Origin of the sequence: Taibaiella koreensis, assembly GCF_003545715.1 — a bacterium.
In the GTDB taxonomy this organism is placed as follows: Bacteria; Bacteroidota; Bacteroidia; order Chitinophagales; family Chitinophagaceae; genus Taibaiella; species Taibaiella koreensis.
On record NZ_QVNU01000005.1, the window covers coordinates 159,261 to 171,898 of the forward strand.

The following is a 12,638-nucleotide window of genomic DNA, read 5'->3' on the forward strand; positions in this document are numbered from 1 at the left end:
TCGGTTTTGTTTTCGTCAGGGAATGATCAGGTAAACGAAAATAAGGTTTTCAGGTAAGCAATCACCGGAGCAAAGCAAGCGATCTTATCCGGACCGGTATTCCACCAGTACTCATGTTGCTTATCATTGTTATGAATGAACAGAACACTATCGATCCCGTCAATGACCATTGCATTTTGCAAGACGTCGGGCAATGCTATAGCCACAATCAGCTTATCCAGTGACAACCGCTGCACAGGAGAAAGGTGTAGGTTATCTTCATGGATAGCAATACGGTCCAGGTTGAAGATACCCATCAGCGATCGTTGCCTGTCATACTCCCGGTCCCATCGCCGGTGGATTATCCGGTACAGCCCCTTTTCATCAGCCAGTACGACAAAAGACACCCAGTCGCCCCTGATCCAGGGCATCTCCAGGTAGCGCAGCACCACCCGGACACCATCGTCCGGTGAAAAGGCCGACAGCTCCCGCTTTACTTCGTTTACCAACCGGCTGTATTCGTTGGTGAAGCGCTCCATAGCACAGATGTTTATTGCACATTGTTCCGGTTGAGCCATTCCCGGTATTGCTCCGCGTTCTTCTCCTGCTCTTTCAGCGTAGCAGCATAAATATGGTAGCCCGGACGTTGCGGATCGGCCACAAAGTACAGGAAGTGATGCACTGCCGGATGCAGCACAGCTTCCAGCGCCGAACGGTTGGGCATGCAGATCGGGCTGGGTGGCAACCCCTTGTATTTATAGGTATTGTAGGGCGACTCAATCGCCAGGTTCTTATAGTAAACACGATGGATCTTCCGCTGAAAGCCGTCGGCCTTCTTCATGGCAAAGATCACAGTAGGATCGGCGTCCAGCTTCATGCCTATCTTCAGGCGATTGAGGTAGAGGCCTGCCACCCGCGGTTGTTCATCGACCTTGGCCGATTCCAGTTGCACGATAGATGCCAGCGTGGTTACTTCCAGCGGTGTCATGCTATGCTCACGGGCCTCTTGTTTGCGCCCTTCTGTCCAGTACTGGTCAAATTGCTGCTTCATACGGTCCACGAAGGCCTGCCCGGAGGTGTTCCAGTGAAAATGATACGTATCGGGAAAATAAAAGAAGATAAGCGCCGCTGTATCGTAGCCTTTGGCAAAAGCGGCTTCTGTCATCGCCCTGACCAGGCCCGCCGAGTCCGTTTCAAGAAAGGGACCTACTTTGCCGGCCAACTCGAAAATACTGGCATAGTTGCCGATGCGGATGCTGATCTCATCCTGCGCGCCTATGCGCAGCCGGTTGATCACCGAGCTGTTGCTCTCGCCAAGGCCAAGCGTATAGCGGCCGGGTTTCACGCGGGCGCCATACTTCTTTTGCCGGGCCAGCCATTCGAAACTTTCCCGGTTCTTCAGAAAAGGTTTCAGCGAATCCAGCACCTGGTTATAGGTAGCGCCGGTAGGGATATACAGCTTGCCGGCGCGACTGATATTGGGCGCCAGCCATCTGCTGTAATAAAAATAGCCGCCATAGCCTGCTGCCAGCAGCAAAAGGATGAGCAAAACGGACCAGTACTTTTTCTTTGGGTTATTTTTTTTCCTGCGGGGCATGCCAAAATGCTTTTACGGCTATATTTACGATACTGCGGCCACCCTACAAGGCATAGCAGCGTTGCAAAACAGCTAACGACAAATATAAAGCCTTGACCGGAAATTTGGCTTTGAACAGACGTATATAATAAAGATCGGGATATCTTATTGAGGTATAAACCTGCTATTTTGACAGTTCAATTTCGTAACTTTGCAACCTTAAATATTGACCATGCTTGACTTGCAGGAAAAAGTGATCCATGAAGCGCGCCAGGGAGAGGCTTATGCCCCTTTTGAAGGCGACCCGAACCCATACCGGAAAAAATTCTATATCGAGAGCTATGGCTGTGCCATGAACTTTAATGACAGCGAGATCGTGGCCTCTATTCTGAATGCAGAAGGATTTGGTGCGACCCGCAATATGGAAGAAGCCAACCTGATTCTGGTCAATACCTGCTCCATCAGGGAAAAAGCGGAACAAACGGTCCGCAACCGCCTGAATATATTCCGGTCGCTGAAGAAGGACCGCCCCGATATGCTGGTCGGTGTGCTGGGCTGCATGGCCGAACGCCTGAAAGCCAAGCTGCTGGATGAAGAGAAGCTGGTCGATATGGTGGTAGGTCCCGATGCTTACCGGAGCCTGCCCGGCCTCATCAGCGAGGCAGAAGGCGGCCAGAAGGCCGTGAATGTGCTGCTGAGCCGTGAAGAGACCTATGCTGATATTGCCCCGGTACGTCTCGATACCAACGGCGTCAGCGCTTTTATCAGCATCATGAGAGGCTGCAACAATATGTGTACCTTCTGTGTAGTGCCCTTCACCCGCGGACGGGAGCGCAGCCGCGACCCCCACTCTATCCTGGCCGAAGCACAGGACCTGTTTGCCAGGGGATACAAAGAGGTGACGCTGCTGGGACAAAATGTTGACAGCTATTATTATACCACACCGGGCAATGAAGATGAAGTCACCTTTGCCCAGCTGCTGGAATTGGTAGCTAAGGTAAGCCCGCAGCTACGCGTACGGTTCAGCACCTCGCATCCTAAGGACATTACCGACGAGGTGCTCCATACCATGGCGCAATATGAGAACATATGCAAATGCATCCACCTGCCGCTGCAAAGTGGCTCTACACGCGTTTTGCAGCTCATGAACCGTACTTATACCAAGGAGTGGTACCTCAGGAAGGTAGACCGCATCCGGGAGATTATGCCCGATTGCGCCATTACCTGCGACGTTATCAGCGGCTTTTGCACCGAAACGGAAGAAGATCATAAAGAAACTCTTTCGGTAATGGCCTATGGCAAATTTGACCTTTCTTATATGTATGCCTATAGCGAACGGCCGGGAACGCTTGCCCAGCGCCGCTATGCCGATGATGTTCCGGAAGAGGTAAAAAAGCGCCGCCTGATCGAGGTAGTAGACCTGCAGCGGCAGCTGTCGCAAAAGAACTTTGAGCAGGAAATCGGCAAGACCTTTACCGTGCTGATCGAAGCCGAAAGCCGCCGTAGCGACCAGGACTGGAGCGGCAGGAACAGCCAGGGCAAGGTGGTCGTTTTTCCCAAGGAAAACTATGGCCTGAAGAAAGGCGATTATGTGATGGTAGCAGTGCACAGCGCTACCTCGGGCACCCTGATGGGCAAGATCGAACGCATCGTAACCTGGTAATACCGTTTTCCCTGCAAGCATAAAAAAATGGCGGTGCTCCTGCGGCACGCCGTTATTGCTAACCTTATAATCATTCAATGGATATTCAAAGCATCAAGAACAGGTTTGGTATTATAGGCAACGATCCGCAGCTCAACTATGCCTTACAGGTAGCCGAGCAGGTAGCCAATACCGACCTGAGCGTATTGATATTCGGAGAAAGCGGTGTGGGTAAGGAAGTCTTTTCCCAGATCATTCACAACCTTTCTTCGAGAAGACATAATCCTTTTATAGCCGTTAACTGCGGCGCTATACCCGAAGGCACTATCGATTCTGAACTCTTCGGCCATGAAAAAGGCTCCTTTACCAGCGCCAGCGATCAGCGCAAAGGCTATTTTGAAACGGTGAGCGGCGGCACCATTTTCCTGGACGAGATAGGCGAAATGCCTATCGGCACCCAGGCCCGTTTGCTACGTGTGCTGGAGACCGGCGAGTTCATCCGCGTAGGCTCATCCAAGGTATTAAAGACCAATGTGCGCGTGATCGCTGCTACCAATAAGGACCTGCTCACACTCACGCAGCAGGGCAAGTTTAGAGAAGATCTGTATTACCGCCTGAACACAGTGCCCATAAGGGTCCCGGCACTACGCGAGCGCCGCGACGACATTCCTATGCTGTTCCGCAAATTTGTCGGCGACTTCGCCGAGCGCTACAAGACCCAGCCGGTACAGCTGGACGAGGGCGGCCGGCAGCTGCTGATGAGCTACGGATGGCCGGGCAATGTACGTGAGCTGAAAAATATAGCAGAGCAAATATCGGTTTTGTCAAAAGATAAAACGGTAACCGCCGAACAGCTTAGCGCTTTCCTGCCCAACCGGGAGAATGGCACGCGTATGCCGGCGCTGACGCCGCATACCAACAGTCTGCCGGTGCAGAGCTTCAGCAGCAGCCAGGAGCAGAGCAATGGCAGCAGCACCACCGAGCGCGAGATCCTGTACAAGCTCTTTTTCGACCTGAAAAAGGACATGAACGACCTGAAGAAAATGATATTTGAGCTGGCACACCAGCAGGGCTATAATCCGGGGCCGGTAAGCATGCCATCGGAACACCTGGTGCCGGCTTATGAAGGCGGTATGCCCGACAACACGTTCAGCACCCCGGCGATCACCAATTACCAGGGCGGCGAGAAGAAAAGCAATCCTTCCTTTGTGATCCATCATCCCGGAGAGGAAGTGAATCATCACGAAGAAGTGGAAGAATCGCTATCGCTCATCGACCGGGAAAAAGAGTTTATCATCAAAGCGCTCCAGAAGCATAAAGGCAAACGCAAAGACGCCGCACACGAACTAGGCATCTCCGAAAGGACCTTGTACCGCAAGATCAAGGAATACGATATCGAAGAATAACAAGAAAAAAGCGCGACCCATCCGGATCGCGCTTTTTCGATTATTTTTTCGCTGTAATAAGCTTGCCTTATTGCTTTACAAATTTGAAGGTCTCTTTACCATTGGCGCCGGCAACCTGAAGCAGGTAGAAGCCGGGAGCCAGTGAAGCGATGTCCAACTGAACAGAAGCCACACCATTTACAGACTGGTGTTGCAATACCGTACCGGCCAGGTTAACCACTTGCAGCTGGTAAGCGCCTTGTTCGCCTTTGAAGGTAACCGGCAGCACATTGCGTACCAGGTTGGCCGTTAAGGCTACATTTCCTTTTACGCCTTTTCCTTCTACTACCACAACCTTGCTGTATTCGGCGCTACCATCGCGGTCTACATTCTTCAGGCGATAATATACGGTAGCTGCGCCGGCAGTATTGTCGGTATAGCTATAGCTGGCGCCTGTAGCAATATTGCGGGCAGCTACTTTACCTACAGCAGCAAACTGGCTGCCATCCTGGCTGCGCTCGATCTCGAAGTGGCTGGCATTTTTCTCTGTAGCCGTAGCCCAGCTCAGCTGTACACTATTCTCTTTACGGGCAGCGGTGAAGTCCGTCAGGCTTACCGGCAATGGTGTCGAAGAAGTTATCAAAATATCATCTATACGGAAAGTGGCACTGCCACCGGCCTTAGTAAACGTAAGCGTGAGCGAATTACCGGTAGGGATGGTAGCCGTCGGCGTTGTAAGCACCCAGTTAGAAGTACCCGTACCAGTGCTCAGCACTACAGGCAAGTCTACAGGCGCACCTCCGTCAACGATCGCCTGTACTGACACGCCCGAGCCGTTTTCGGCATTTGTCGACTTCGCTATACCAAAGGAAACAGCGATATTTGTAGCGCCGGTAATTGGAATATTGCTGATCGAAAAATTGGTACCCGCAGCTGTCGTAAGGAAAACATTATTGCCGGCTGACGCGCTCGCATATCTTGAAGTAGAAGAAGGCGTCGTTATACGGACATCAGCAGAACCGGAGTAAACTATACTTCCTCCAGAATTCTGAAACCCGTTGTAGGCGATCACGGGCGTATTGTTTGAAACGGGCACTCCGCCCATATTTTCGGAAAAAATAGTAATCTGCGCTTGAGCGCTCATCCCCAACGCAACAGCTAAAACGGTAGCAACAAAACCTTTGCGGGTCGCTGTGTACAATAACTTCATATTTATTATATTTTTGAACCACAAAAGTACCCCCCTGGTATTACCTAATTGTTTCCCATTTTTTATGTAATTGTGTCCCATCTTTCATGTGATGCTTTTTTATGAACGCGAGGTGTTAATTTCGCAGCAAATTCCATTTTATGAAACGCATCTTTATCACGATACTGACCAGCGGCTGCCTGGTGTTCAGCACTTATGCACAAGACCTTAAACTGCCTGCGCCCAGTCCTACGGCTACTATAAAGCAGGACTTCTCCACCTCTTCTATTGAGATCAATTACAGCCGTCCGGCTATGCGTGGCCGTAAAATATTCGGCGATCTGGTACCTTATGGCCAGGTATGGCGCACCGGTGCCAATACAGCTACGAAGGTGACGTTTAACGAAGATGTGATGCTGGAGGGTGTGCCCGCGCAAAAAGGCGCCGAAATGCCTGATTTTGCTCCCGGCAAACAATATGAAGTCAACCGTTTCGCCATCCCCAAAGGCACTTATGCCCTGTACACCGTACCCGGACGCAATGCCTGGAAGATCATCCTCAACAAAGGTATCGGCAACTGGGGCGTGAGTGGCTTCGATCCCAAAGACGATGTTGCAGAGTTCGTGGTACATACCGATAAACTGGCCGATGCGGTACAATCTTTTACCATTTCGCTGGATAACCTCACCGGCAATCAATGCGCCCTGGTACTGAGCTGGGAAAATACCAAGGTAACCATCCCCGTTGTTGCCGAAAACGACCAACGCATTACCGAGTACCTGGAAAAATCCATCAATGAACCCAAACGTCCTTACCAGCAGGCAGCCAACTATTACCTCGAAACCGGTAAGAACCTGGATAAGGCTTTGACTTACGCCAACAAAGCCATCGAAGAGAATAAAGAAGCGTTCTGGCTGTACTGGCTCAAAGCCCGCATCTACCAAAAGATGGGCAACAAGAAGGAAGCCGTAACTGCTGCACAGAAATCAGCTACGCTGGCTGCCGCAACGCCTTACGCTGCTGAGTACAAACGTAACGCCGATACAATTGAAAAAGAGATGAAGTAAGGGCAACACCTCCGGGAACAAGAGGTTGAAGCGCTTAGTAAAAATGTCCCGGTCAGGCGACCGGGACATTTTACGTAAAGTATATTCATTCGTTGTTCCTGACCAGCTCTTCCAGGCCATAATAGCGGATGGCCTCCTGCCTGAGCGGGTGCACGCTCCACTCTGCCCATTCATTGGTATAAGGATCGTAGCCGCATTTCAAAGGCTTGGAAGTATCCAGGCCACCGGTGTCGATATGTGTACGGCCGGTATAGGCACGGCAATCGGTACAAATGTAGCGGTACTCACAGTCCCTGCAAACAGCGATATCATCCTTGGTAAGCCCCCAGTATTGCTTAAAGCCCGGATGTTCCAAAGCCTCTGCCAGCTTGGTTTCCCTTATGTTGCCAAAGGATGTCTCCATTGCCGGACAGTTTTTGATATTGCCATGTATGTCTATTCCTATTTTCTTATGAAGACAAGAGTTATGGTTCATGGCTTCAAGCACTTTAGGGAAATTCGTATCGAAGTAGGCTGCACTCACGATGCCACAATGCTTAAACGAATGGATATTGCTTCTGGAAAACCGGACGTCGAAATAAATATTGCGGTCCCAGGGATCGGTCCGGTCGAAGGGAGCATTGTAAAAAAGGATGCTTGTCAGAGGAGTGAGCCTGGCATTTAAGTTTTTCAGAAAATCGGCTCCAACCGCCTCATGATATGCGGTGACGATCTCCACAGAGCTTATTTCTGTGCCGTCGAAGCGCTCCAGAACGCTTTGCAGCCCATCGATGTCCATCGGCCTGTAAAACATCAGGACAAGGGAAGTGCACCGCAGCCCGTTCAGCTGTTCCAGGATCGTCCCCAGGTTCCTTTCCATATCTTCCGACACTTCGATAACCGCATTGGTTATTTTCCCCGATCCGGAAAACGCTGTGCTCATTGGCGGAAAACGGTTGAACTCTTCCAGGGATTCACAGTAAAAGCCGTATTCGTTTTCGGTAAGGTACGCCAGGTATTCGCTGATCGTTTCGCGGTTCTCTGCGCCATACTGACGGAAAAGATCTTCCACACTCGTTGCACTATCCAATTCCGTAATAATAGCGACGAGATCGTTGGGTATAAGGGTGCTGCTTTGTCTTTGCAGGTCACAGATCAGCGAACGGGCAATGCCCTTGCTGACGATGCAATTGGTGAATAGCTTGAAATAAGTCACAGTATCCGGATTAGTGCTTTACAGGGTTTCTTTACCTGGATATGAAATGGGTGCCGGGCGCTGAGCAGTGATTTGCCGGTATACGTCAATTTCTTTCGCTCGGCTTCCAGTTCGATGATCTCCATGAACTGGAAATTTAAAGGCAACTGGTCTTTATGGAGCCGGGCCAGCTCCCGTATCTGCTCTGCTTTATTCATAGTTTAGCTTTTTAAAAAATCAGCGATCTCTTTTTCCAGGTTATAGTTGCAGGGAAGCGACACCATCCCGAACTGCCCTACAGGATTGACTTCCAGGAACACATGCTCCAATGAGGGGGTGACGATCATATCGATGGAACCGGTGTTTAAGGACAATGATTCCATCAGGCAGGTCAGCTTTGCTTCTATGGCTGTGGGTAGCGTATAAGGTATATTCCGGTTGGGTCGTTCCTTGTTATACTTCCTGAAATCTGTAGTGGTCTGCGGATCGTTCTGGGAAAAGATGGCCATGCTCCAAAACCTGCCATGCAGGTAAAATATCCGCAACTCATATTTCTTCTCTGTGTACCGCTGAAAAAAAGACAAGCCGGATGAATGGCTGTCATTGAGCTTTACAACGGGCAGGATTATCCTCAGCTGATCGCTGTTAAAATGAGTATTGCCATTCACCCCTTTTACGATGTAGGTCGCATCCTGCTGCTGAAAGTCATGCTCCAGGCAATAGTCGGGCACAGTGAGCCCGCATGCCTTTGCTTTTTCAAGCACAATAAGTTTATTGACATGCAAGCCGGCCGCACTACCGATCGACTTTACCTGTTCCAGTTTGTAATTGACATAATCTTCGATGATCACATTATTCTCGTACAGGTACAGGTCCAGTTCCCTGTCCTTAAATGCATTACTCCGAATGAAGAACTTACCGCGGCGGAACCAGACAGCATGAATGTCTTTCAGGCAAATCTTGTTCTCACCTATATAAAGGGTCCCCTTATCCGCATCGGTATAACGCAGGGTATCGGTTTTAAGAACGACTGTATACGGCACGCCGTAATCGTCCAGGTAGCCGGCAACTGCCAGGGTGCTCAGGTCATTTACTTCTGAAAAGATCAATATCATTTTGGAAATATGAAGGGCCGCTCCTGCGATAGCTGCGAGCGGCCCTTATTCAATGGTGATGTACGGCGGTTAGGGGCATTGAACCTGGCCGGATCCAAGGCCACCCCATATATCGCCATCCCTTAAATCGACACAGTCGCAGGTGCCGTCGAGCGGGTAAGGACCAGTGGGGTTGCCCAGGCTGTAGTCGTCGGTCATCATAGACAATCCGATAGTAATTGGTTTGCCTCCGACTGTTACATTGATCAGCTGATCATCGGCTAAATGTGCGCCTTTGAAGGCTTTAATAGATTGTAGCTTTTTCATGTTTTTAAAAATTAATTGAATCCGTAATAGCGACAGCAAATCGCTTGCAGCCAAAGATGCCAACATTCGGCCAGCCCGATCGCAGGTAATTCACAAGAGCGGCCTTTTTCTTTATGTGCCGGGTTGTATATTTTTTTATGCACTGCTTCCTTTACGCTACCGGTTGGTGTTCAGGATACGTTACGGACGGCCAGGATACGCGATCAGCCACGATCATACCGCTTCGCGCCCCGACCGGGCTGCCCTATACAAAAGCGGCCGTCCCAGATCAGGGACGGCCGCTTACGCTTTAACAACGGTTCAGCAGAAGATCATTTTCATCAGAACTTCAGGCTCACGTTCACAAAATAGTTGGCGCCGAAACCGTAGAAGTATTTGCTCGGGAAACGGTCCGGGTTGGTGTTATCAAAACGCAGCTGCTCAAAGCCGCCGGTCTGAATGCTCTTGTTATTCAGGATATTGTTTACACCGGCATTGATGTACAGGTAGGTGCCGCGGGGCAACCAACGCATCGCTTTGCTCAGCAGGAAGGATTTGCCGGCAAATACGTCGACCGTAAAGGCTGAAGGCAGCTTTTCCTGGTCCAGCACTGTATGCCAGGGATCGCTTCCGGGTGTCAGCAGATCGACGTTCTCAACCGTACGGCGGCTGGGATTAATGTCGACGTAGTTACGATCAAGCAGGTTAAAATTCACATTGGCATACCAGTAGTGGGGCGAACGGTAATTCAGGCCCAATGTATACGCCGATTGAGGACCAGCAGCCACGTAGTGGTTCTTCAGATAAGCCGTGCTTTTGCCAACGACTTTGCTGGTATCATTATCCAGGAAAATGCTGATATTGGGATTGTCTTTATAGAACACCTGAGCCCAGGTCGCTACGGCGCTGGCGGTAAAGCTCGGCGATATTTTGGCTTGCAGCGCCAGCTCACCACCGATATGACGGACATTCACATTCTGCATAACATAGTTCACGAACGTGCGGTAATCTTCATGATAGAAACGCATGATCTCGGTGCTGTTGTCGATATCGGTAGCAAAGGCTGTAAGCCGGCCATTGAACCTTGGCGAACGCAGCAGGTAACCACCCTCGACACTCCTGATCTGCTCCACCTTGGGATTGTCGATCATGGAATTCCTTGTCCTGGGTGAGAAGAAGGTATTGTCGAAAGTAGGCGCGTTGGTCATCAATGCGCCATTCACGAACAGGTAGTTACGGCCGTTGATCTTATAGGTAACACCACCTTTAACCTGGTAGTTGAAAAAGTTTTGGGTCTCAGACTTACCGTAAGAATTTTCGGGGAACAGACCATTTTTGTACAGACCTTCCCTGCTGAAACCATCGGAGCCAAGCCGGCCTGCCACGAAGAAGTCGACCTTGTTAAAGGTAAACATGGCCTGAGCCCAGGCAAAGCCTTTCGTAAAACGGCTGTAATAGTCGTAATTATATTTATCGCCTACATGCACGATTGCGTTAGGATTATTCAGATCGACCTGGTTAAAAGTACTGTTGCCGATATAGGTACGTTCGGCAAACTGGTTCAGGTTGACATAGTAATCGCCGCCCAGAAGGTCAAGCAGCTTGCGGTAGCTTTCTGTTTGCTGATAGATGAAGCTTACACCGGCATAAATGCTGATATGCTCGTTCACGGCTTTCTGCAGGTTGGCAGCAAAGCTGTACTTATTGATATCGTCGCGGTCTTCGCCCACCACATACACAGAGCGGTGTCCGCTAACGCCGGGCATTCCGTCGGTATTCATACGGTTGGCAGCGTACAGCCGGTTCCAATCGATCTGGCGGGTATTTTCATCATTCAGCCATTTATCGCGGGTCTCATCGGCCAGGGTGTAGTTGGCGCCTTTGGGCGAATTGATATAGGCGCTGGGCAGGTAGCCATAATAATCGGGACGCGGATCGCGCGCGTTGTACCAGTCAAGGGCCGAGTTGCCGTTATAACCGTTCTGGTAAGCAGCTACGATATTCAGGTGTGTGGTGCTGTTGGGGTTATACTCGTAGTTCAGCATGTATATGGGCTGAAACGAATTGCTGACCCTGGCATTACGCTTTTCGCCATCCTGGTAACCCCAGTTGGGGTTGTAGAAATTGGTGCCGGCCAGGTCCATAGCTTCCTGAGTAGAAGGCATGGCCTTACCCCGCTTGGTAGGCGCACCGAAAGTGGTAAAATGCAGCAGGCTTTTCTTGCCCAGCTTGCGGCTGATGCCTAAGTAGTAAGAATAGCCATCGTAAAAAGTACCAGGGATATAGCCTTCGTTGGCCCAGCGCTTGGAAGCCGAAACGGAGATCGCCCAACCGTTCTGCATCATACCGGTGCTGTGGGTCAGCATCACACGATGACGGTACGTACGATTGGAATTTGAATAGGAAATGCGGGTCTGCTTACGTTGTGCGGCAGCAGTGGCGTTGATCGAGGAAGAGCCTGTAAGACCGCCGAAGCCATCTTCACCGGGCTGCAGGCCGAACACTACAGATTGGTTGCGGAACACGTCGTTGAGACCGCCCCACTGCCCGAAGAAAGCAGAGCCCATTTCAACATCGTTCATCTGCAGACCATTCATGTATACTTCCAGCTGATCGCGGTTATAGCCCCTGAGCTGGTAGCGCAGCGGGCCGAAGGTAAAGGCGGCAGCGCTCATGAACGGATCGCGGGAGGCCGTCAATACGCCCGAAATGCTCTGGTCGGCGATCCCGTCATCGTCGGCGCTGGAAGAGCTTTCCTCCAGGGCAATGGTGGGCAGCTGACCGGCCACGGGATTAGCAGCGGCATCGTCAACCTGGGCTGTAAGCTCGCCGAGCTCAACCAGGTCTTTATCCACCGCTATCTTAAAAGTATCATTAATACTGTAACCATTGCTGACCACCATCATATAGTTCCCCAAAGCCACCTGGCTAAAGATAAACTCGCCATTACCATCGGTCGTGGTAAGCAATTTAAGGTCGGGGATCAGGACTTCCAGCTCACCAATAGCATTTTTGGTATTGGCCGAAAGCACCTTGCCTTTAACAATTGCTGTAGCTTTTGCGGCATCCTGTGCAAACAACTGCGCATGGAACAACAACGCGAAGACACTGAGTAAAACAACTCTCATAATATAATTTATATTGGGGTGCAAAAGTAAAAATTATCCATCCGGGACACGAGTATCGCAAATTATCTTTCCATTAAGATATGAACAAAATACGAATA

At 50.5% G+C, this 12,638-nt stretch carries 11 protein-coding genes; 3 read left to right on the top strand and 8 right to left on the bottom strand.

Annotation, left to right across the window (positions count from 1 at the left end; all coding sequences use genetic code 11):
• Positions 1–26 precede the first annotated feature (26 nt).
• Positions 27–518, bottom strand: coding sequence for a hypothetical protein (locus DZK30_RS17040; RefSeq protein ID WP_118975378.1), 492 nt, complete (start codon positions 516–518; stop codon positions 27–29).
• Between the two features lie 11 nt (positions 519–529).
• Positions 530–1,576: an endolytic transglycosylase MltG gene (mltG, locus tag DZK30_RS17045; protein ID WP_118975379.1), complete on the bottom strand. Its 1,047-nt coding sequence runs from the start codon at positions 1,574–1,576 to the stop codon at positions 530–532.
• Positions 1,577–1,787: 211 nt separating this feature from the next.
• Between mltG and miaB the strand changes: the two genes are divergently transcribed.
• Positions 1,788–3,218, top strand: coding sequence for a tRNA (N6-isopentenyl adenosine(37)-C2)-methylthiotransferase MiaB (miaB, locus tag DZK30_RS17050; RefSeq protein WP_118975380.1), 1,431 nt, complete (start codon positions 1,788–1,790; stop codon positions 3,216–3,218).
• A gap of 77 nt (positions 3,219–3,295) precedes the next feature.
• Positions 3,296–4,603 carry a sigma-54 interaction domain-containing protein gene (locus tag DZK30_RS17055; RefSeq protein WP_118975381.1) on the top strand — a complete coding sequence of 436 codons (1,308 nt, stop codon included), beginning with the start codon at positions 3,296–3,298 and terminating at the stop codon, positions 4,601–4,603.
• A 67-nt stretch (positions 4,604–4,670) separates the two neighbouring features.
• Here DZK30_RS17055 and DZK30_RS17060 read toward each other — a convergent pair whose 3' ends face one another.
• Entirely contained in the window at positions 4,671–5,792 is a 1,122-nt protein-coding gene (locus DZK30_RS17060; RefSeq protein ID WP_162903178.1) for a T9SS type A sorting domain-containing protein, read from the bottom strand.
• Positions 5,793–5,932: 140 nt separating this feature from the next.
• Between DZK30_RS17060 and DZK30_RS17065 the strand changes: the two genes are divergently transcribed.
• Entirely contained in the window at positions 5,933–6,838 is a 906-nt protein-coding gene (locus DZK30_RS17065; RefSeq protein ID WP_118975383.1) for a DUF2911 domain-containing protein, read from the top strand.
• An 85-nt stretch (positions 6,839–6,923) separates the two neighbouring features.
• Here DZK30_RS17065 and gwsS read toward each other — a convergent pair whose 3' ends face one another.
• From gwsS to DZK30_RS17090, 5 genes are all read right to left on the bottom strand, one after another.
• A complete protein-coding gene (gwsS, locus tag DZK30_RS17070; protein ID WP_118975384.1) occupies positions 6,924–8,033 on the bottom strand; it encodes a grasp-with-spasm system SPASM domain peptide maturase in 1,110 nt (369 codons plus the stop codon).
• On the bottom strand, positions 8,030–8,230 hold the full coding sequence (locus tag DZK30_RS17075; RefSeq protein WP_118975385.1) for a hypothetical protein: 201 nt from the start codon (positions 8,228–8,230) through the stop codon (positions 8,030–8,032). Before DZK30_RS17075 ends, gwsS begins: the two co-directional genes overlap by 4 nt.
• A 3-nt stretch (positions 8,231–8,233) precedes the next feature.
• Positions 8,234–9,127 carry a grasp-with-spasm system ATP-grasp peptide maturase gene (gene gwsG / locus DZK30_RS17080; protein WP_118975386.1) on the bottom strand — a complete coding sequence of 298 codons (894 nt, stop codon included), beginning with the start codon at positions 9,125–9,127 and terminating at the stop codon, positions 8,234–8,236.
• Positions 9,128–9,196: 69 nt separating this feature from the next.
• Positions 9,197–9,433: a hypothetical protein gene (locus tag DZK30_RS17085; RefSeq protein WP_118975387.1), complete on the bottom strand. Its 237-nt coding sequence runs from the start codon at positions 9,431–9,433 to the stop codon at positions 9,197–9,199.
• Between the two features lie 320 nt (positions 9,434–9,753).
• A complete protein-coding gene (locus DZK30_RS17090; RefSeq protein WP_162903179.1) occupies positions 9,754–12,540 on the bottom strand; it encodes a TonB-dependent receptor in 2,787 nt (928 codons plus the stop codon).
• Between the last annotated feature and the right edge of the window lie 98 nt (positions 12,541–12,638).